Origin of the sequence: Altibacter lentus (assembly GCF_000746845.1) — a bacterium.
Classification (GTDB): Bacteria; Bacteroidota; Bacteroidia; order Flavobacteriales; family Flavobacteriaceae; genus Altibacter; species Altibacter lentus.
This window is the reverse complement of sequence record NZ_KN050846.1, coordinates 878,547-899,268: the sequence shown is the minus strand read 5'-3', so window position 1 is coordinate 899,268 and position 20,722 is coordinate 878,547. Positions and strand designations below refer to the sequence as shown.

General features: G+C 40.9%; 19 protein-coding genes. 2 read left to right on the top strand and 17 right to left on the bottom strand.

Annotated features, from left to right (window positions below):
- Positions 1-36: 36 nt before the first annotated feature.
- The 8 genes from JS40_RS04325 to purL form a co-directional block, all read right to left on the bottom strand.
- A complete protein-coding gene (locus JS40_RS04325) occupies positions 37-576 on the bottom strand; it encodes a hypothetical protein (protein ID WP_152558132.1) in 540 nt (179 codons plus the stop codon).
- Between the two features lie 39 nt (positions 577-615).
- Complete coding sequence (locus JS40_RS04320) at positions 616-1,104, bottom strand: hypothetical protein (protein ID WP_152558131.1); 489 nt, start codon at positions 1,102-1,104, stop codon at positions 616-618.
- Between the two features lie 13 nt (positions 1,105-1,117).
- The gene (locus JS40_RS04315) at positions 1,118-1,567 is read right to left on the bottom strand and encodes a hypothetical protein (RefSeq protein ID WP_034258651.1); all 450 of its coding nucleotides are present in this window, start codon (positions 1,565-1,567) and stop codon (positions 1,118-1,120) included.
- 25 nt (positions 1,568-1,592) lie between these two features.
- Complete coding sequence (locus JS40_RS04310) at positions 1,593-2,006, bottom strand: hypothetical protein (RefSeq protein ID WP_034258650.1); 414 nt, start codon at positions 2,004-2,006, stop codon at positions 1,593-1,595.
- 3 nt (positions 2,007-2,009) lie between these two features.
- The gene (locus JS40_RS04305) at positions 2,010-2,552 is read right to left on the bottom strand and encodes a hypothetical protein (RefSeq protein ID WP_034258649.1); all 543 of its coding nucleotides are present in this window, start codon (positions 2,550-2,552) and stop codon (positions 2,010-2,012) included.
- A 112-nt stretch (positions 2,553-2,664) separates the two neighbouring features.
- Complete coding sequence (locus JS40_RS04300; protein WP_034258648.1) at positions 2,665-3,423, bottom strand: LuxR C-terminal-related transcriptional regulator; 759 nt, start codon at positions 3,421-3,423, stop codon at positions 2,665-2,667.
- A gap of 85 nt (positions 3,424-3,508) precedes the next feature.
- Positions 3,509-3,691, bottom strand: coding sequence for a hypothetical protein (locus tag JS40_RS04295; RefSeq protein ID WP_034258647.1), 183 nt, complete (start codon positions 3,689-3,691; stop codon positions 3,509-3,511).
- Between the two features lie 165 nt (positions 3,692-3,856).
- Positions 3,857-7,522: a phosphoribosylformylglycinamidine synthase gene (gene purL / locus JS40_RS04290; RefSeq protein WP_034262062.1), complete on the bottom strand. Its 3,666-nt coding sequence runs from the start codon at positions 7,520-7,522 to the stop codon at positions 3,857-3,859.
- 249 nt (positions 7,523-7,771) lie between these two features.
- Here purL and JS40_RS04285 point away from each other — a divergent pair, with 249 nt between their 5' ends.
- Positions 7,772-9,955: a T9SS type A sorting domain-containing protein gene (locus JS40_RS04285; protein ID WP_051957492.1), complete on the top strand. Its 2,184-nt coding sequence runs from the start codon at positions 7,772-7,774 to the stop codon at positions 9,953-9,955.
- A 50-nt stretch (positions 9,956-10,005) separates the two neighbouring features.
- Here JS40_RS04285 and JS40_RS04280 read toward each other — a convergent pair whose 3' ends face one another.
- Entirely contained in the window at positions 10,006-11,058 is a 1,053-nt protein-coding gene (locus tag JS40_RS04280) for an endonuclease (RefSeq protein WP_051957491.1), read from the bottom strand.
- Entirely contained in the window at positions 11,055-12,272 is a 1,218-nt protein-coding gene (locus JS40_RS04275; RefSeq protein ID WP_034258644.1) for an RsmB/NOP family class I SAM-dependent RNA methyltransferase, read from the bottom strand. Before JS40_RS04275 ends, JS40_RS04280 begins: the two co-directional genes overlap by 4 nt.
- 77 nt (positions 12,273-12,349) lie before the next feature.
- Here JS40_RS04275 and JS40_RS04270 point away from each other — a divergent pair, with 77 nt between their 5' ends.
- A complete protein-coding gene (locus JS40_RS04270) occupies positions 12,350-13,393 on the top strand; it encodes a WD40/YVTN/BNR-like repeat-containing protein (protein WP_034258642.1) in 1,044 nt (347 codons plus the stop codon).
- A gap of 72 nt (positions 13,394-13,465) precedes the next feature.
- On the opposite strand, the gene JS40_RS04265 is transcribed toward JS40_RS04270, so the two are convergent.
- The 7 genes from JS40_RS04265 to JS40_RS04235 form a co-directional block, all read right to left on the bottom strand.
- Complete coding sequence (locus JS40_RS04265) at positions 13,466-13,900, bottom strand: hypothetical protein (protein ID WP_034258641.1); 435 nt, start codon at positions 13,898-13,900, stop codon at positions 13,466-13,468.
- On the bottom strand, positions 13,897-14,403 hold the full coding sequence (locus tag JS40_RS04260) for a hypothetical protein (RefSeq protein ID WP_034258640.1): 507 nt from the start codon (positions 14,401-14,403) through the stop codon (positions 13,897-13,899). The genes JS40_RS04265 and JS40_RS04260 overlap by 4 nt, the downstream gene beginning before the upstream one ends.
- Before the next feature lie 24 nt (positions 14,404-14,427).
- Positions 14,428-14,979, bottom strand: a complete 552-nt coding sequence (locus JS40_RS04255) for an RNA polymerase sigma factor (protein ID WP_034258639.1) — start codon at positions 14,977-14,979, stop codon at positions 14,428-14,430.
- Positions 14,980-15,470: 491 nt separating this feature from the next.
- A complete protein-coding gene (locus JS40_RS04250) occupies positions 15,471-17,297 on the bottom strand; it encodes an ABC transporter ATP-binding protein (protein WP_034258637.1) in 1,827 nt (608 codons plus the stop codon).
- On the bottom strand, positions 17,297-19,006 hold the full coding sequence (locus JS40_RS04245; RefSeq protein WP_034258636.1) for a phospho-sugar mutase: 1,710 nt from the start codon (positions 19,004-19,006) through the stop codon (positions 17,297-17,299). The genes JS40_RS04250 and JS40_RS04245 overlap by 1 nt, the downstream gene beginning before the upstream one ends.
- Before the next feature lie 39 nt (positions 19,007-19,045).
- Positions 19,046-19,999: a glycosyltransferase family 2 protein gene (locus tag JS40_RS04240; protein ID WP_034258634.1), complete on the bottom strand. Its 954-nt coding sequence runs from the start codon at positions 19,997-19,999 to the stop codon at positions 19,046-19,048.
- Positions 20,000-20,009: 10 nt separating this feature from the next.
- Positions 20,010-20,540 carry a DUF4199 domain-containing protein gene (locus tag JS40_RS04235; protein WP_034258632.1) on the bottom strand — a complete coding sequence of 177 codons (531 nt, stop codon included), beginning with the start codon at positions 20,538-20,540 and terminating at the stop codon, positions 20,010-20,012.
- Positions 20,541-20,722: the final 182 nt, after the last annotated feature.

The following is a 20,722-nucleotide window of genomic DNA, read 5'->3' as shown; positions in this document are numbered from 1 at the left end:
TCAATATATGAAACTGGTAATATAGCAAGACAACTTCTAGAAAATAGGATCGATGGGCTCTCCACTGTCTTCTGTTGTAAAGCAAGTATCCAAATAGATGTTACAGTTTGGCATACGTTCTTTGAGGGTAAAAGCTTTCTCAAGAATGTTTTCTTCATTTTCCTCTGAAGATAAAAATACTTCTTTAAGGCTTTTATTATCTAAAAGCTCATATACATCGGTTAATGAAATACTTGTTAATGTGATGTTTAAACTTTCCAATGATTTCATCGCATTAAAATACGGAATGCTTGTTTTGGTGATTTCTTTGTGTTTTCGCAAGTAGAGTAACGTTAATTCTTTGAAACCGGTCATGTGTTTTACACCTTCATCTGTAACATAGGATTCTTTTAAAATAATTTCATGAACTACAGGAACGCGTAGGCTTATAAAGTAAAAATATTCGTTGGTTTGATAATCCCCAAATCCATAGCCGCCAATAATTTGCCATTCTTTTTGAATGTCTTCGAGTTTTTCGATTCGAAAATGCCTTTGCCAGAATTTTTTTTCTTCCTTAGAGAGGCTTTTTTCATTCACAGGAGTCATCTATTTTTTAATATAAAGTATATAAGATTATTAATTATCCCACTCAGGACTCCATTCTGTTTCAGGAATCTTGGCTACAATCACGAGTTTTTCTTTAAATACCCAGCTCCAAATTTTATGTTTATTCGTGCGAACCCTCCATTCTGTTTGATTAAAATTTGGTTGACCGAAAAGAGCGTGTGCTTTATACACTGGTTGTTGTTGGGTTGAGTAGGTAATAATAATCTCATATAATGGCTTCTCTCCATCTAAATCGAAATAATAAACAATTTTTTGAATTTCTGATGTAGTTAAGTTTTCGAGAAAAACTATTCTGAAAGAATTTTCTTCAACAAGCTCTACACTTTTAATGATTTGTTCAAATTCACTTAATGGCATCCCAAAATAGATTTCTTTATTAATGCCTTCGGGAAATATATGTTCTTTAAAGGTTGCTTGGTTTTGAGCTAGTAATATGGTGCTCGAAAAAAACAACAATAGGTATAGATAGTAACTTGTATATCGCTTTTTTGTCTTCATATTCATTGTAAATTTAGTGTCTTGTATTCTTCCAATCCCTAACAATTTTCAAAAATTCTTCCTTATCTTCTAAAAGAATAAAGCAGGTAAATGAATTCACTTCATTACTTTCTTCTATCTGTTCATCATCGATATAATTGTATGTTATGTCTTTTGAAAATCTGAATTCACAAGATACATATTGTTCGTCAACAATTTTTGTGTAAAGTTCAAAATGATCCCAATTAATTTCAGAATAGGTTTCTTCAGTTTGAATACCCTTCCAATCTGTTTTGTATACAAAAGATTGGCTGGAAACCTTTTGTGAAATTACCATAAGATCACCACCGTACATAACCTTGGTAAATTTTTCCAGAAACGACTGAATTGGTGGATAATCATTTAATGGCAGTTCGCTTTTAGCCAAACTTGTTAGTGTAAATGTTGTGACAATAAACAGACAGATTGTAATGGCTCTTTTCATGATTTATTTATTTTAAACCGCTGTGCTAAAATTTCGTGATCAAAAGATAACACTCATAGTATTCCAATTCAGGCGAGCTTTTTCTGTTATAGACTTTAATCCAAACTCTGGTCGCCTCTTCTAAGGTGATGTTCAGGATAGTGATTCCATCTATTTCAGTATTTTCTTTTGCGATTAATTCATCGGTATTATAGTTATAGATAAATAAATCAATATCCTTTACTTCTGAAAATCCTCCCATACCAAAAATTTTATAATCTCCCGGTGCAAGTGTAATAAACGATGAACCCAGTCCGTCTTCCTGCAACTCAAATTCGACATCATGGATGTGTTTTAACCCGTTTTCTATTGCTTGGGCTTTAATTTTATCGAGGATTGTTTGTCCATAAGTAAATGAGGTAAATAAACTAACAAGTAATAAAAGCATAAGTTTTTTCATAGCTTACCGGGTTATAGTTTTTAAATAATAATAAGTGATTTTCAATTTGAGATCTTTTACAACAAGCTCCGAATTGGAGTTCTTTTTTACTTTGAAGCTGTTTTTTTCTGCTGTCTCCCATTCCATATGTAGCTTTTTTTTGTCCAATAAGTATTCCCCGGAAAGAGATTTATCCGGATTTCGTGAAGTATTGTAAAAGGCGCCGGAGTCTTTAAACTCAATTGTTGTCTGAAAAAACTTATCCAACAGTAATTCTGCTTCAGCATTGGTGCGTTCTAATTCGTCTACATTTAATTTTTGCCCCTCTGAAAGCTGATCATATAATGCAGTTTTAAAAATATCGATTAGTTTTCCTTCGCTAGCTTCAGAATTTTGAGCGACTTTTTTTTTGAATTCTATTTTCTGTAGTTGCCATTGCCCGGAGAATTGCTCGATCTTTTGAGCTGCTATTGTGTTAGTGATAAAGAAACTTATAAGAAGTGTGTATGGAACCCAGGCATTTATCTTTTGACGAATTAACGCAGGATATAACGATTTTCTTTTCATCGTAATTTTGACTGACGAGCTATAAAGGCTTTAATGCAGTGAACAATGAAACAAATAAAACGGTATTTTATAGTTCAAGCAATACCTACAAAGGAGTATTTTTCGGTACTATTTATAGCAACCCGGAGAGTATACTTTCTTTAATTAATTGAGAAGTATTTTTACAATTGGACTTGTTTAGAATATTAGTGCGGTGTTTTTTTACCGTTAGCGGACTGATATAAAGTTGGGAGGCAATTTCGTTTGTGGTATTTCCTTCGGCTATAAGTCGTAAAATATCCAACTCTCTTTTGGAGAATTCGATGGCAGCCTTTGACTGATTGACAGCGATATTCATATAAGAAGGCAAATTATTTAAACCGATAAGTGAAAACTGACCTGTATTTTTTTTAGCCAAATGATCTATTCGTGTGTGTATGTTCAATGATTTTCCAAACCCTCCATTTTCGTCCAGCGTTAAAATCAGGGCCTGATGATTTAACAGTGCATATTCACCGTTTTTCATTTTACTTCGAAACGAAAAGCAGGATTTATACTGTAAGACTTTATCAACCCCCAATGTCTTGAATAGAAACTCAATATTAGCTGCTTCGGCCTTTGCAACAAAATCCATGTCATCCGGGTGAATGGTATCAAGAATATCATTAAAAGTTACAGTTTTTGGATCGAAGCCGTGTATTTCTTCTATCGCCTCGCTTACGTTAGACAGAGACATATCGTAAAAATCGATCACATAATAATAAAAGGGTCCGGTGCTAATTAGGGAGCCAATTATTTTTTCAAAATTAATCTGTGGCAAAGCGGTATTTTCGCCGGCTGTCTTTTGAGACTGCTCCCATACAAGGTGGAGTTTGTCAATCTCTTGGCTCATAAAGATTGGGGTACATATAAGTAGTGTTTAACCAAACATTTGATTAAATTTCCATTTGGTTTTATTCCTTATAAAGAACGTTTATTTATTTTGATATCTGTTGCATACCTTCAAAAAAATCTTCTTTTTTAAAGGGTAGCGGTCCTTCGCCAAGATTTATGGCATCTGTGATGTGGTCATTGACAGGCTGCGCGATTAATTTTACACTTCCAAGTGAAACAGTAACGGTAAAAAGGAAGAGTATCAAAGGTGTAATACATGTTTTCATGATGGATTGTTTAAAATTTACACCACGAAACTAGAAGAGATGTCATTCTTATAAATAAACCAATTGACAATCGGTAGGTTTGAATTGACAATTTACATACACACAACCTATTAAAACCAAAAAGCCGATAAAGATTATCGTAATCGGCTGTTCCTAAAAATAGGTCTATTGTTTTTCAAGCCACAAACGTGCGTTCACAAAAGCCTCAATCCAAGGAGAAACCTCGTCTCTTCGATCCTTAGGATAATAAGGCCAATTCCACGGGAACGTAGAACGCTCTAAATGCGGCATCATGACCAAGTGTCTGCCTGTGGCGTCTGTCATCATCGCTGTGTTGTAATCACTGCCATTAGGATTGGCGGGCATACCTTCATAACCATATTTTGCAACAATATTGTAGTGCGATTCTTCCTTTGGAAAACTAAACTTCCCTTCACCGTGAGCTGCCCAGATACCCAGGGTGCTGCCTTCCAGCGAAGAGAGCATGACCGAATTGTTCTTCTGAATGGTTACAGAAGTAAAATTACATTCAAACTTGCCGGTATCATTGTGCAACATCTTTGGTTTTTCAGTGTCATTAGGAGTAAGGAGCCCTAATTCCACGAACAATTGACAACCATTACAAACACCTATGGAAAGGGTGTCATCCTTGGCAAAGAAATCTTTTAGCGCTTTGTTTGCCTTTTCGTTGTACAAGAAAGCTCCGGCCCATCCTTTGGCACTTCCCAGAACATCGCTGTTCGAGAACCCTCCTACAGCCGCCATGAATTTGATGTCTTCCAGAGTTTCACGTCCTTCTATAAGGTCGGTCATGTGTACATCCTTTACATCAAAACCTGCCAGGTATAAGGCACTTGCCATTTCCCGCTCACTGTTGCTTCCTTTTTCCCGAATCACGGCTGCTTTTATTCTTGGTTTGTTTTCCGGAATAGCAGGCAGCGTTCCTGAAAATTGCTTCGGAAAGGTGAACGAGAGGGGTTGGTTCTTATAATTGTCAAATCGTTCCTTTGCGTTTTCCGGACCGCTTTGTCGTCGATCCAGCAAATAGGAAGTTCGGTACCAGACATCGCGTATTTCTGGAATACTGAACTGTATGTTCTGTTGCGGATGCTTCAGCTGAAGGACTTCCGTTTCAGAAACACTTCCAAGTTTTACCACTTCAATATGCTTTTCTGAAAGGATTCTTTCGAGTGTTTCATCTTCCGAAGCCTGTATCACTACACCACAGTTTTCAGCAAACAAGACCTTTATAAGGTCATTTTCCCCTAAACCTGTAAGATCGAGGTTCGCACCCAGGTCTTGGTCGGCAAAACACATTTCGAGCAAGGTTGTGATCAATCCGCCCGAGGCAACATCATGACCCGCCAGGATCTGGTCCTCCATGATTAGTTGCTGTAAGGTGTTGAACACATTTTTAACGTAAGAAGCATTCTTTACGGTAGGAACTTCGGTTCCCACAGCATTCCGTATTTGGCCAAAGGACGATCCCCCCAGTTTAAAGCTATCCTGCGATATGTTGATGTAATAGATACTACCGCCCTTTTTTTGAAGGACCGGCTCGACGACCTTCTTGATATCTTGACAATGTCCTGCCGCCGAAATAATGACCGTCCCCGGAGCGATCACTTCTTCATTCTTGTATTTTTGTTTCATGGACAGGGAGTCTTTACCCGTAGGAACGTTAATTCCGAGGTCGATGGCAAAACCACTCACTCCTTGTACGGCTTCGTATAACCTCGCGTCTTCACCGGGGTTGTTACAAGGCCACATCCAGTTGGCAGATAAAGAAACACTTTTTAATCCCTTCTCCAGAGGCGCCCAAACGATGTTTGTAAGTGCTTCGGTAATAGAATTTCTAGATCCTGCCACCGGATCCACCAATCCGCTAATAGGAGAGTGCCCAATGGAGGTGGCAACACCTTCTTTACCATTATAATCTAAGGCCATAACACCGCAATTGTTCAAAGGTAATTGCAAAGGGCCTGCACATTGTTGTTTCGCAACACGACCCGTCACGCATCGGTCTACCTTGTTCGTGAGCCAATCCTTACAAGCTACGGCTTCCAACTGAAGCACCTGGTGAACATAGTCTTGTATGTTTTGTAGATCGTATGACGGATCTTGGTAATACCTTGCGATACGTTTGTCTTTTAGGATCGTTTTAGGGGAACTTCCAAACATATCGGCAAGTTCAAAATCCATAGGTTTTACACCAGTACTAGCACTTTCAAAAGTAAATCGGTGATCGCCTGTAACTTCCCCCACTTGGTACATGGGAGAGCGTTCTCGTGCGGCCACCCGTTGCAGGGTTTCAATATATTCTTTACCAATTACAAGACCCATACGCTCTTGTGATTCGTTCCCTATGATTTCTTTTGCTGAAAGAGTAGGGTCCCCCACCGGTAATTTATCAAGATCTATCTTTCCACCTGTTTCTTCCACGAGTTCACTCAAACAGTTAAGATGTCCTCCTGCGCCGTGATCATGAATGGAGACAATGGGATTTTTCTCACTTTCCACCATACCCCGAATGGCGTTGGCAGCTCTTTTTTGCATTTCAGGATTGGAGCGTTGTATGGCATTGAGTTCTATACCGCTAGAAAATTCGCCTGTATCTGCCGAAGAAACCGCAGCTCCCCCCATTCCAATACGATAGTTCTCCCCTCCAAGGATCACCACTTGATCTCCCGTCTTTGGAGTTTCTTTGATCGCTTGGTCTGCTTTTCCATAGCCAATTCCACCAGCCATCATAATCACTTTGTCGAAGCCGAGGGTACGGGCATCTTCTTTATGTTCAAATGTAAGCACAGAACCTGCGATAAGAGGTTGTCCGAATTTATTTCCGAAATCGGAAGCTCCATTACTTGCTTTAATTAAAATATCTAAGGGTGTTTGATACAACCATTCGCGTTCCTTTACAGCTTTTTCCCAAGGGCGATTGGCTTCTAATCTTGAATATGAGGTCATATAAACAGCCGTTCCCGCTAGGGGTAAAGAACCTTTTCCTCCTGCCAGTCGGTCACGGATCTCCCCGCCACTACCGGTTGCTGCTCCATTAAAGGGTTCTACGGTGGTTGGGAAATTATGGGTTTCGGCTTTTAAAGAGATGACACTGTCGAACTCCGTGTGTTGGTAATAATCCGGTTTATCCGCACTTTTAGGTGCGAACTGGGTTGCTTTTGGCCCTTTGATGAAGGCCACATTGTCCTTATAAGCCGATACGATATCGTTTGGATGTTCTTGGGATGTTTTTTTTATAAGCCTGAAAAGAGAAGAAGGCATTTCCCGTCCATCGATCTCGAAGGTGCCGTTGAATATCTTATGACGGCAATGCTCGCTGTTCACCTGGCTAAAGCCAAACACTTCGCTATCGGTAAGTTTGCGGTTCAGTTTTTCTGAAAGTGCTTCCAAATATTCGATTTCTTCAGTATTGAGAGCCAATCCCTCTTGTGCATTATAAGCAGCTATGTCATCGATCTCTTTAATAGGTTCGGGCTGGATCTTTATGGTAAAGAGGTCTTGATCCAACACACTGAACTTTTGGGAAAGCATAGGGTCGAAGTTGATGAAATCCTCATTAACATGCGTGAATTCCTCAATTCGAATAATTCCTGAAATACCCATATTTTGAGTGATCTCTACCGCATTAGTGCTCCAAGGTGTCACCATGCTGGTTCTGGGCCCAATAAAAAAATCCGTAACAACGGATTCCTCTAGTTTAGGCTGATTACCAAAAAGCCATTCTAATTTTTGAATAGAAGTAGGAGAAAGTTCGGCGGTAGTTTGGACAGCAAAAAGAGTTTGTTTTACATTCCCAAAAAAGTGGATCATCCAGAGAGTATTTAAATGAATTTGAAAAGTAATATTGCCATTTTTAGCAAAATGCAAAGGTAAATATTTTTAGTGGAATCTTATGTACTAAAAAGTTGTTGAGGTTTGCAAGAATTACAAACAAATATAGAAGTCTATTGTTTTGCTAGGTTTTTAGTTTCAGTTTTATAACTTATCTTGCAGATTCTAAGATTTATATTTAATAATCAAACATCAACTTATTATTTATTTAAAAACAAAACTATGAAAATGAAAAATTTACTTGTGGCGTTTGCCGTACTTTTTGGAGCAGGTCTTATAGCTCAAGAAGGTTCCGGTCCTACCGATGTGATCGTTGGAACATTTTTGGGTGAGACGATGCCGCTTCGAGATTACGCAAAGCTTGAAAGCGATCCCACCCGAACGATCCAGGAATTGAAGATCGTTGCCAACGGGAGGCGATCGAATGAACAAACCAACCCTAACGCACTACCAAGTGGGGAGGATCCCTTGCGCCAAGAAGATTTTGGGGACCAATACCGTTTTGCGTTAGAACAGAATTTTGATGGAGGATTTTCTTCAGAATCCGGTTTTATACCACCCGATCCAACCGGTGCTGTAGGACCAAATCACTATGTACACGCTTTTAATTCGGCGGTGAAAATTTTTGATAAATCAGGAACACTGTTAGTGGGTCCTGTTGCTCTAGGAACATTTTTAGGGAATGGAATGAATAACGGCGATCCCATTGTTATGTACGATCAATTGGCAGATCGATTCTTCGTGAGTCAATTTGGAACAGCAAACCCTTCTGCTCCAACAAATACTTTGGTAATTGGGGTATCGACTACAAATGACCCTACCGGAACCTATAATGTCTATACATTTACTTTTGGTGGTTTTCCAGATTATCCTCATTATACGGTATGGCCTGATGGTTATTACCTTACAGCAAATAAGCTGGGAGGAGATGCAAACAGAGTGTATGTAATGGAGCGCGATGTTATTTTAGCCGGGGGGCCTTCTCCACAGATAGTGGGATTCCCGTTACCGGGGATTGTTTTTAATCCCAACACTATTGAGAGTCCTGAGCCCGCAAACTTGTTAGGAACAACATTTCCTGCAAACGTTCCGGGTTACATTACTTTTTTACAGGATGACGGATGGAGCGGCGTAAGCTTTGATCACTTGAAAGTATGGGAGATCGATGTAGATTGGGGTACTATAGGTAACTCAATGATTTCGGCACCACTGGAAATTCCTGTAGCAGAATTCAATTCTACCTTTTCGCCATTCGGACAAGGAGATGTGAACCAACCGGGAACATCACAAAAAATTGATATGCAAGGAGGGATTATTTCGTACGCAGCGAATTACCGTAGTTTTGCCACGCATAACTCGTGGGTGATAACTTTTAACGTAGATGTCGATCTAGCCAACACTTCGGGAGTACGATGGGTTGAACTAAGAAATAATGCCGTAGACTCATGGACAGTTTATCAAGAAGGAACGTATGCTCCAGATGACGGTCACAGCCGCTTTATGGGGAGTGCCGCAATGGATGAACTGGGTAATATAGGAATGGGTTTCAATATTGCGAGTGCAGAGCTGCGCGCCGGTATTCGATTTACGGGTAGATTTAATGGAGATCCGCTTGGTGAAATGACTCAGGCAGAACAAGTGATCGTGGAAGGTAATGGTGTACAGACCTTTTCTAACCGATTTGGAGATTATTCACATTTGTCTATGGATCCTAACGGGACGACCTTTTGGCATACAGCACAGTATTTTGCTTCGATCAACAATTGGAGAACACGAATCGCCTCTTTCTCATTGTCTACGCAACTGGCCAACGATGTTGGGGTCGACAATATTATAGAACCCAATGATGGCGAACTTACAGCTACAGAGACGGTTGATATATCTATTCGTAATTTCGGATTGGCACCTCAAACCAATATTCCTTTGGAACTCTATCTGGATGGGAACTTGGTCGCTTCAGAAACTTTTACAGGTGTTATAGCGCCAAACGAAGCAGGCTCTTACACATTCACAGCTACGGTAGATCTATCTGAACCAAACCAGACCTATGAGTTGGAAGCAAGAACTGTTTTGACCGGTGACCAGTTGGCTGTAAACGATGCATTTGTTAAAGAAGTGGAGAACATTACTCTTGGTATTGATGATTTTGCCACAGAGGACTCTAAACTTATTATAACTTCTAGCGCTAAGAATCAATATAATATCTTATTAAAGTCACAGTATGAAGGCGTCGCCTATATTGCTGTTTACAATACATTAGGACAACAGATGGGTGTTAAAACGGTCCAGAACGAAGGAGGAGAATTCCGTCTTAAACTGGACATGTCTTATGCATCAAGTGGCGTCTATATTGTAAAGGTAGGAGGTCTTACCTCGAACGGTTATAAATCGGCGAAGATTATTGTCGAATAAATATTACAGAAAGTTGTAAAATGAAAGAGCGGACATTGTCCGCTCTTTTTTTATTCTACAATGATCTTTTTAATCACTTTTTTTTCTTGCTGCTGAAGCTCTAAAAGATAGATCCCTTCAGCAAAGGAAGCAAGGGAAATTGTGGTCTGCTGCGTATTTAAATTATTCTGAAAAACAATGCGTCCCAGCGTGTCATAAAGTACAACTGAAGATGGCTGAAAAGCACTTGTGGCTTTAATATGGATCACTTCCGAAGCAGGGTTTGGATATAGTATCACTTCACTAGCGACAAAAGCATCGGCAGATAGTAAATTCCAGCGATCTTCTGCCGCCGGGCCTCCCCAAATTAGCGTTGCCAGATACGGATTATCGATAAAAGGGTTTCGGTTGCCGTAGGCCGTTTCCAAATACGGATTGCGTTGGTCTTCATATTCACTTACAGGATCTTCGGCATTCCATTCCAGAAACACTTGAAGCATTTGCGTGCTACCCTGCGTGCTACCTACACCATTGAGAACAGGCAGGCAGCGGTCCCCATATCGGGTATACATATACATCATCATACGGGCCACATCACCTTTCCATTCGTCTCCGGGATACCAATTGCCACTACCTACATTGCCGGCAGTACCGGAACCATCTGCAAATTTCTTGCTCCCTTTGTTGTTGTTCATCTGCTGGTCACTGGCTCGCAGATTATGAGGATCAGCCCCGATGCCCGTGGTGCCATTGTTTACATCGCCCATATCGGGGTTGGCATTGGACCTGGCAAATACATGTTCACGATTGTATTCACAGCTTAAACCTCCAAAGTCGTCCTCGTCTCTAGTTCTGTCTGTAGTACAGTTTCCGTCTGTGTCATTATAACCATAGATTAAAAGGACATTGTTCGTATTGTTCGGGTCTTCATCGGTAATTTTAAGTGCATCACGAACATCACCATACGTAAATGTATTGTTAGAAATATCGATCTTGGATTGTAATTCAAAATAAAGGTCTTGTCCTGTTAAAGAAAGATCCACATCGTTATAATATGGTTGTTGACCATAAGTAAGCTGAACCGCCCATAAAAGTGAAAGTGTAAGGAGTACTACGTTCTTCATTCTGCATTATTTTTTTTAAGCAACGCCATGTAGAATCCATCGAAACCGGATTCACTCGGCCATATTTTTTTATCTTTTACTAAGCTGAAATCCTTACCCTCATCGCGTTTTAGGAAGGCCTTGATCTGAGCATCATTCTCAGACGGGAGGATAGAGCAGGTGGCATACAAAAGTTCTCCTCCGGGTTTTACCATTCTGGAATAAGAATCTAAGATCTCTGCCTGATTTTTTTTGATCTGCTTCAAAAATTCCGGATCCATCTTCCATTTGGAATCAGGATTTCGTTTCAACACACCCAATCCCGAACAAGGGGCATCGATCAAGACTTTGTCTGCTTTTTCAATAAGCTTTTTTATCACCTTGGTCGAATCGATCACTCGCGTTTCAATATTGTGAATTCCATCCCGCCGTGCACGGCGTTTTAGTTCATTTAATTTATTTTCATAAATATCCATGGCGATCACCTGTCCCTTATTCTCCATAAGCGAAGCGATATGAAGGCTCTTGCCACCGGCACCGGCACAGGCATCGATAACTCGCATCCCGGGCTTCGGATCAAGCAATTGCGCTACAAGTTGGGAAGATGCATCTTGCACTTCAAACCACCCGTTCTTAAAAGCTTCCGTAGAGAAAACATTGGCGCGTTCCTTCAGCTTTAAGGCATACGGATTACCGGGAACAGTTTCCGTTTCAATTTCTAGATCGGCCAGTTCATTTTGTACCTCGACCACCGTAGCTTTTAACGGATTTACACGAAGGACAACATCGGCCAACTCATTCAACGCAGCGATCTCTTTGTCCCATCGCTTGCCCAACTCTTTTTCCCCCAACTCATCGAGCCAGTCGGGGATGGACTCCCGATATTTTCTAATTTTAGACAGTTCATCAAAACGCCCTTTAATTCGGCGTACCGGGGTATCTTCCAGTTGCTTCCAATCCGGAAGTTTGATACCGTTAAGGGTTGCCCAAACTGCGAATAGACGAAAGAGGTTGGGACGGTCAAACGGTTCCTTCACTTCCGCGATCTCTGCATAGAGTCGTTTCCAGCGAACAATATCGTAGGTAGTTTCGGCGATGAAACTACGGTCCCGGGCACCCCAGCGTTTGTCCCGCTTTAGGGTATTTTTTAATACTTTATCGGCTTGCTTCTGCTCATTGAAGATCATGTGAAGTGAGTCGATAGTAGCAAAAACTAAGTTTCGGTGTAATTTCATTGCTTTATTAAAATTGGACTGCAAAGGTATCACAATCGGTATGAATTGTTTTGATTACTTTTGACAAAATTTTTTTCATGCGGTTCATTCCTGTCCTTTTCATTTCCTTATTACTATGGTCCTGTTCTACAGAACCAAAAAACACTTTTACTTCGGTTTCCGTAACCCCCGTTTTTTCCGATAGTTTGAGTATTCGCGCCATTGCGCCTATTGATGCTCACAAAGTGTGGTTTGCTGCAAATGAAGGGATGGTGGGCTTTATAGATGGAACTACGCCAAAATTGGCAACAATTAAATACGAAGATTCCTTCTTGCATTTCCGCGCGATCGCCACAATCGAAAACGCAGTGTTTGTGCTCAGTATTTCAAATCCTGCAGTGCTCTACAAAATTGGATTTGATGGTCGAAGCGCTACATTTATAGAAGAAGTCTATTTTGAAGAAGGAGAACGTGTCTTTTATGATTCCATGGCTTTTTGGAATGACAAAGAAGGAATTGCCATGGGTGATCCTACCGATGGCTGCTTGTCGGTTATAATCACCCGCAACGGTGGAAATTCCTGGGAGAAATTGAGCTGCGATCTGTTGCCACCTGTCACCGAAGGGGAGGCAGCTTTCGCAGCAAGTAATTCGAATATCGCTATTTACGGTGAACACACTTGGATCGCGACCGGAGGAAAGCGTGCACGTGTATTCCATTCGCCGGACAAGGGTAAGACCTGGGAGGTATTCAACACGCCTATAATTCAAGGAAAGGCGATGACCGGGATTTACAGTATTGATTTTTATAATGAAAAGGTGGGCGTGATCTTTGGGGGTGATTGGGAGGATAAAGCATTCAATGAAGGGAATAAGGCGATGACAAACGATGGAGGCAAGACATGGAAACTAATTAGTAATGGGGCCGGCCCGGGATACCGATCCTCGGTGAAGTTTGTTCCGGGAAGTAGTGGAAAAGGGCTGGTTGCAGTTGGATCACCGGGTATCTCCTACAGTGCCGACGAAGGGCGTTCGTGGAGCGAATTATCTACGGAAGGGTTTTTTGCACTGGAATTTGTAAATGATTCATTGGCCTATGCAAGTGGACAATATAAGATTGCAAAACTGAAGTTTCAGCAATAAAAAATGGGGTCTTCAGACCCCATTTTCGAATTGAACTTCATAAAAAATCACAATTCACAAAAAACCAACCAATTATTCTTTTCCTTTTCGTTGTCTGTATTGTTTGAGCAATTGTCGTTTAAAATCATCTTCTGCCTTTTTTAACCGAAGGATTTTCTTTGCCGACAAAACATTTTTGAGTTCTTGAAGTAATGCCGTACGGTATTGGTATTCCTTCGTGTGGAACTCGTTTATTTTTTCAATGAGTGTGTTAGCTTCCGACTCACTAATCACTTCGATACCATCATTCTTAAAAACTCGAAACTCGTTGCGTTCACTTTGTTTTAGCGTGTGCATTTTCTCTTCGTAGCTATTGTAGATAGGCCAAAACTTTTCGGCCTCGGCCGTTGTAAGTTCAAGTTCTTCGGTGATATATGCGCGTTTCAGTGCTTTTATCTTTTCATGGCGGTCTTCCTGCGCTACGGCGGTTACGCCAATAAGGACTAAAAGAATTACAATTCTTTTCATTTTTCTTGTATTAAGGTTGTTTCTTCCACATTATCTAAAAGATACTCTTCCACAGCAGCTTTTTTAAACAGAGAATTTTCGAAGGTTATTTCTGTAACATCTTCAGTCTCCAGCATGGCCACTACGTCGTAAAGATCGATATCCACATCTTCTTCAATATATTGGGTAAGCATATTCGTTTCTATGTTTTGGACTCCTTCAGAAGAAATAGAATTTTGTTGCAGCATAGAGAAGAACAATAACAGACTCGCGGCGATCCCCGCCACAGCAACCACGAAACGACGATCGAAGAGGGGGCGCACCTTGCCGGTTTCTTCTTCCCCAAGAACCGAATCCATAATGCGTTCATCCAACGATTCAAAATATCCATTGGGCGCAGAAAAACCGGTATTTTTTGGAATTCCTTCCGAAGCGATCGTTTCCATAAGCCGATCGTCTAAGGAGCCAAAATAGCCTTTTGGAGCCTTGAAACCGTGATCCGGGATGTTGTGTTCGTTGTTCATTGTAATTTTATGACTCTAAAAAAGTCAAATAGTTTCATCTGTCTTTATGTAGGCGGTAATTTTTTTCACGGCAATGTGGTAGCTGCTTTTCAATCCACCCACTGACGTATCCAGCACTTCCGATAATTCTTCGTACGTAATATCGTCAAAATACTTCATGTTGAAGATAAGTTGTTGTCTTTCCGGAAGGGTATTTATAGCTTGTTGTAATTTAAGCTGAATGGCAGAACCTTCAAAATAGACGTCACTTTCCAGTTTTTTAATGGCATTTTCTTTTGCTTCTTCTGAAGTAATCTGCGCTCGCTTCGCTCGTTTGTTTATAAATGTGATTGCTTCGTTGGTGGCAATACGGTACATCCAAGTGTAAAGCTTGCTGTCACCTTTAAACGAATCTATGTTGCGAAAAACCTTTACAAAAGTATTCTGAAGCACATCATCAGTATCATCATGATCCAGTACAATTTTTCGTATATGCCAATACAAGCGTTCCTTATACTGGGAGACAAGTTCCCTGAAGGCAGCTTCTTTTTGATCTTCCGATTGTAAGGCACTTACTAATGTATGTTCTTCAACCACGAAACAAATGTAATTTACATTAGGACTAAAGTTACTGGCAATGGTTTAATTATTAATAAAAAGGATCATCTTTTTGTGAAAAGATGTTGTTTATCGATAAAATGCAAAATATTCAGTTAAAAAGTAAAAAATATTTTTTTGTAGGAAAAATTTTACTACTTTTATCACATACTTCTTATGTATATGTTCTTTATTATTAGCCCCAACTGTAATAAGAACGCACTAAACGGGCCTAAGCGGGGGCTGGCCCGTTTTTTTTATGTCTTCTATCGAACTTAAATTATTCATCAAAAATGTAGGAATTATATTAACATTAGTTGATTAAAATATCGATGAAATGCATAGTTCATAGATTAAATGCAAAAAAAATTTGGTGAATTCGAAAGTTAAATATATATTTGACTCATACTTATGTTAAAACCGTCATCGCGTGCCCCAAATGCGATGACAAAGAAGTGAAAGAGCGGTGCCCCAAATCGCTCTTTTTCTTTTTATGCCAACGACTGCATTTCTACCAAATTATAGTACGTTCCTTTTTTTGCCAACAATTCGTTGTGTTTCCCTTGTTCTACGATCTTTCCTTTGGAGAGGACCACGATGAGATCTGCATTCTGGATGGTTGAAAGTCGGTGTGCTATAACTACAGATGTACGGTTCTTCATCATATTCTCCAATGCCTGTTGTACCAACCGCTCACTTTCGGTATCAAGAGCAGAGGTAGCCTCATCGAGGATCATGATAGGAGGGTTCTTTAAAACGGCACGTGCGATACTAAGCCGTTGTTTTTGTCCGCCACTCAATTTGTTGCCACTATCACCGATATTAGTATTAATGCCTTGTGGCAGACTTTTAACGAACTCCCAAGCATTGGCCACTTTTAAGGCATCGATGATCTCCTCATCGGTCGCTGTCATTTTTGCAACCAAAAGATTTCCCTTTACCGTCTCGTTGAATAATATAGAATCTTGTGTCACCAACCCTAAAAGTGCACGCAGTGACTGCTGGGTCATGTCCTTGATATCAATGCCATCTATAGCGATCCTTCCTAAATTCACATCGTAGAAACGGGTAATCAAATTGGCTATAGTGCTTTTCCCGCTTCCGCTTTGGCCTACTAACGCAACCGTTTGTCCTTTAGGAACACGTAACGAGAAATCTTGTAGCACCCATTCTTCTTCGTATTTAAAAGAAACACTTTCAATGTTAATTGCTTGCTCGAAAGCTTCTTTTTGTATGGCACCCTGTTTGTCTTTAATGGAAGATTCTGTTTCAAGGATCTCTAGCACCCGTTCGGCGGCGGCATTTCCTTTTTTAACGCCATAGCTCGCTTTGCTTATCGCTTTGGCAGGGGTTAGTATATTATAAGCCAATCCCATATATACAATAAAGAATTCGGGCGCGAGGGTCTTTTCAACCAATACCATGGAGCCACCGTACCAAAGCAATATGGCGATGACTACGATCCCGAGGAATTCGGAAATAGGGGAGGCCAAATTCTGGCGATTTAACAAGGTATTTGAAAATTTAAAAAAACGGTCGGTAGATTCAGAGAATTTATTTCTGAAGATCTTTTCTGCATTAAACCCTTTAATGATCTTAAGTCCGCCAAGCGTCTCCTCCAAAATCGACAAAAAGTATCCTTGTTCCTTCTGCACCTTATCGGAATGTTTCTTCAAGCTTTTTCCGATTCTGGAAATGATAAAACCCGATACCGGAATAAAGATGAATACGAAAATGGTTAACTCTGTGCTAATCGCCAACATGGCGATGATCGTAAACAGGATCATCAAGGGTTCCCGTACGATCAATTCCAAGATCGACAAGAACGAATGTTGTATCTCCAATACATCGCTCGTAATTCTTGCGATGGTATCTCCTTTGCGCTTTTCAGAATAAAATGAGACCGGTAGCTCCACGGTTTTCTTGTACAGGTCGTTCCGAAGGTCTTTGAGGACACCATTCCGAAGAAAGGTAATAAAGAACATCGCCAAGTAACCAAAGAGGTTCTTTAATAGGAAGGTGGCGATCACCAGGCCTATCATCATCATCAATGTATTCAATTCACCGTCTGAAGCGATCTTCTCATTGATAAAATAGTTCATATAATCCTCAAAATAATCTCCCAGTTTCAACACACCTTCGTAAGTAGGTTTTTCGCTCACCCGTTTCGAATTGTCGAACAACACCTTAAGCATGGGCATCAAGGAAACGAAGGCCAGCGTCCCAAAGAGAGCGTAGAAGACATTCGAGATAATGTTAAGCCATGCATACCCTTTGTAAGGGCGTGCATAACGAAGTATTTTTTTGAAGTATTTCATCAAGAAATGGTTAGGTGAGTGCGGATATTGTCTATTTTCTTCTGAAGTTGCGAAAGATCTCCCGAAGTATTGTGGACACTAATATAGAACTTGATCTTAGGCTCAGTACCACTGGGACGGGCCGCGATCTTACTGCCGTCTTCCGTATAATAAATAAGGACGTTCGACCGTGGGATTTTTAACACTTCGGAAGTATTGTTTTGGGCGTCTTTTGCAATACCAGACTCATAGTCTTCAATGCGAATCACAGGGCTCCCTGCGATCTCTTTGAAGGGGTGTTCACGAAGGTTCTTCATTATATTGGCGATCTCTTCGGCTCCCTTTTTTCCTTCCTTCACCAAAGACACCAAAAATTCTTGGTATGTTCCGGCGTGACGATAGATCTCCTGTAAATAATCGAACATACTGCTTCCGGCAGCTTTCTTTTGAGCAGCGATCTCACACGCAAGCAGGGTAGCGGTTACCGCATCCTTGTCGCGTACAAAGTCACCTACCATATATCCAAAACTTTCTTCGCCGCCGCCAATAAATTCCATTTCGGGAAAATCGTTGACCATCTTTGCGATCCATTTAAAGCCTGTAAGACCCTCCTTGTATTCTACACCAAAATGCTCTGCGATCTTACGCACCATAGGTGTTGAAACGATGGTGCTTGCCACAAATTGATTTCCGTTGAGCTTTTCATCCTTCTTCCATTGTTCCAAAAGGAAATAGGTCATGATGACCATGGCTTGATTGCCATTGAGAAGTTTTAAAGTCCCACTTGAATCCCGTACTGCGACGCCCAAACGGTCACAATCGGGATCGGTACCTATAACGATATCGGCCTGTTGTACTTCGGCATGCTCCAGTGCAATGCGCAAGGCTTCCGGTTCTTCGGGATTGGGAGATTTTACCGTAGGAAAATCACCATTGGGGGTAGCCTGTTCTTCTACAATATGCACGTTTGTATATCCGGCTTGTTCCAAAACCTTTGGCACCATAGTGATGGAAGTACCGTGTAAGGAGGTAAATACGATCTTTAGATTTTGTTTTGCTGCTTCAGGAGTGTTGAAACTACCATTTCGAAGCGATGCTTCGGCAAAAGCAGCGTCCACTTCGGTATCGATTGTTTCAATTAGTGCCTCATTGGCATCAAAGTTCACATCGGTATATTGTAATGTGTTTATTTCAGAAATGATCTCTGCGTCCTGAGGCGGTACCAGTTGACCACCATCTTCCCAGTACACCTTGTATCCATTGTACTCGGGAGGATTGTGAGATGCTGTGAGTACAATTCCGCATTGGCAGTCAAGATGCTTTACCGCAAATGAAAGTTCCGGGGTAGGGCGTAATTCAGAAAATAAAAAAACACGAATCCCATTGGCCGAAAAGACATCGGCCACCACTTTAGCCAGTTTTTTACTGTTATGCCTGCAATCGTATGCAATCGCAACCTTGATCTCTTGATCCGGAAATTGTTTCTTTAGATAGTTGGAGAGCCCTTGGGTGTTCTTTCCCAGAGTATATTTGTTGATCCTGTTGTCGCCAACGCCCATTTTTCCTCGCATCCCTCCGGTTCCAAACGCCAGATTTTTGTAAAAGCTGTCCTCAAGTCCTTCGGGGTCATGAGCGATCATATCTTTAATGGTCTGTTGGGTTTTTTCGTCAAAAAAGGGAGTAAGCCAAGCGTTTAGGCGTTCTAAGATTTTTGGATCTACGTAAATCATTCTGCTTAATTAGACTGCAAAAATAATGATTCTTAGCGGTTATTGGTTGAAGTTTCGCTGTTCTTTAACGATGTAGTTCTTCGCCTCTTTTTTGCTTCGTAATAATAATTCACCAAGAAATCCTGCCAAAAACAATTGCGTTCCCAGGATCATGGCGGTCAAGGCAATATAGAACTGCGGACGTTCTGTAATGAGCCTTCCTGTAGGGTTGATAAACAATTTGTCGATACCCAGATACAGGGCAAAGCCGAAACCAACAAACAAAGTGAAAGCTCCCCAGGCCCCAAAAAGATGCATGGGACGTTTCCCGAAACGAGACAAGAACCAAATGGTGATAAGGTCTAAAAAGCCACGTACAAAGCGTTCTGCGCCGAACTTGGTCGTGCCATATTTTCTCGCTTGATGTACCACCACCTTTTCTCCGATCTTGTTAAATCCGGCATTCTTTGCCAGTACTGGAATATAGCGGTGCATTTCGCCGGTAACCTCAATGGTCTTAACGACATTGTTTCGGTAGGCTTTCAATCCGCAATTAAAATCGTGTAATCGGACACCTGAGGTCTTTCGGGCCGCAAAATTAAACAACTTAGAGGGTAGGTTCTTTGCTACAACCGAATCGAAACGTTTCTTTTTCCAGCCGGAGACCAGGTCATAGCCTTGTGTAGTGATCATTGTATAGAGATCGGGGATCTCTTCGGGATTATCCTGAAGATCAGCGTCCATGGTGATGACCACATCGCCAATGGCTTTTGCGAATCCGGCATGTAATGCTTGTGACTTTCCGAAATTCTTTAAAAAACGGATTCCTTTTACCTCTGTGTGTTCTTGTGCCAGACGGTCTATGATCTCCCAGGATCCGTCTGTGCTACCGTCATCTATAAAGATCAATTCGTATAAAAAACCATTGGACCGCATGACTTTTGCGATCCAATGGTATAATTCGGTAATTGACTCTTCTTCGTTAAGAAGTGGGATGACAATAGACAGGTTCATGCAGTTGCTTCTAGTAGTTTTCCGGGCGGTTTTGTTTCATGATCAATCCGGCGATCAATGAAATGATAAAGCCAAAGAACAACGATGCAATAAGGCCCATGGCCGTCATAAACCACGGAGTCATGAACTTTTCGGTCATGCCCATAGCCATTTCCAATTGTTCTTCGGTCATTTGCGGATTTTGTTCTATCATGTTTTCACGAGTTACATCCAAGAGTTGTGTAACAAAATCCGGTTCGATCACGGTGACGAAAATATAGGTAAAAATAGAGCCAATAACGCCGGCAACCAACGATATGGCAAGTCCGGTTTTAATAGCCTCGCCTAAGGATAAAAACCCGCCACTTTCTTTTTTAAATGTTTTAAGTCCGTAGACAATAGCCGCTGCCATAATAATAAAGTTCAATGCCGACTGCCACCAAGGCTGGTCCATATGCATGCCTAGTACATAAACGATCACTGAGACCACGATGGTTCCAAGTGCCAATAGCAGTCCGTAATTAAGTGCGATCTTTTTCACTGAGGGTGTTTGAGTTTCCATGTATTGAAGTTTTTTGGTTTGGTCTGTTAGTAAACAAAGATAGGAAAACGTTACACATAATTATTGTGAAGAACGTATTCTTACTGCGTATTTCTGAAGGACGTAGGAAACAATCGTAATAGCAATGAACGCCGGAGTGATCGATAAAACACTTCAGAATAAAAAATACTTGAAAAAAATTG

Excerpts from the sequence above, each read along its gene's own strand:
- JS40_RS04320 (WP_152558131.1), bottom strand. The coding sequence starts at position 1,104 with ATGAAGACAAAAAAGCGATATACAAGTTACTATCTATACCTATTGTTG.
- JS40_RS04315 (WP_034258651.1), bottom strand. The coding sequence starts at position 1,567 with ATGAAAAGAGCCATTACAATCTGTCTGTTTATTGTCACAACATTTACA.
- JS40_RS04310 (WP_034258650.1), bottom strand. The coding sequence starts at position 2,006 with ATGAAAAAACTTATGCTTTTATTACTTGTTAGTTTATTTACCTCATTT.
- JS40_RS04305 (WP_034258649.1), bottom strand. The coding sequence starts at position 2,552 with ATGAAAAGAAAATCGTTATATCCTGCGTTAATTCGTCAAAAGATAAAT.
- JS40_RS04300 (WP_034258648.1), bottom strand. The coding sequence starts at position 3,423 with ATGAGCCAAGAGATTGACAAACTCCACCTTGTATGGGAGCAGTCTCAA.
- JS40_RS04295 (WP_034258647.1), bottom strand. The coding sequence starts at position 3,691 with ATGAAAACATGTATTACACCTTTGATACTCTTCCTTTTTACCGTTACT.
- purL (WP_034262062.1), bottom strand. The coding sequence starts at position 7,522 with ATGATCCACTTTTTTGGGAATGTAAAACAAACTCTTTTTGCTGTCCAA.
- JS40_RS04285 (WP_051957492.1), top strand. The coding sequence starts at position 7,772 with ATGAAAAATTTACTTGTGGCGTTTGCCGTACTTTTTGGAGCAGGTCTT.
- JS40_RS04280 (WP_051957491.1), bottom strand. The coding sequence starts at position 11,058 with ATGAAGAACGTAGTACTCCTTACACTTTCACTTTTATGGGCGGTTCAG.
- JS40_RS04275 (WP_034258644.1), bottom strand. The coding sequence starts at position 12,272 with ATGAAATTACACCGAAACTTAGTTTTTGCTACTATCGACTCACTTCAC.
- JS40_RS04270 (WP_034258642.1), top strand. The coding sequence starts at position 12,350 with ATGCGGTTCATTCCTGTCCTTTTCATTTCCTTATTACTATGGTCCTGT.
- JS40_RS04265 (WP_034258641.1), bottom strand. The coding sequence starts at position 13,900 with ATGAAAAGAATTGTAATTCTTTTAGTCCTTATTGGCGTAACCGCCGTA.
- JS40_RS04260 (WP_034258640.1), bottom strand. The coding sequence starts at position 14,403 with ATGAACAACGAACACAACATCCCGGATCACGGTTTCAAGGCTCCAAAA.
- JS40_RS04250 (WP_034258637.1), bottom strand. The coding sequence starts at position 17,297 with ATGAAATACTTCAAAAAAATACTTCGTTATGCACGCCCTTACAAAGGG.
- JS40_RS04245 (WP_034258636.1), bottom strand. The coding sequence starts at position 19,006 with ATGATTTACGTAGATCCAAAAATCTTAGAACGCCTAAACGCTTGGCTT.
- JS40_RS04240 (WP_034258634.1), bottom strand. The coding sequence starts at position 19,999 with ATGAACCTGTCTATTGTCATCCCACTTCTTAACGAAGAAGAGTCAATT.
- JS40_RS04235 (WP_034258632.1), bottom strand. The coding sequence starts at position 20,540 with ATGGAAACTCAAACACCCTCAGTGAAAAAGATCGCACTTAATTACGGA.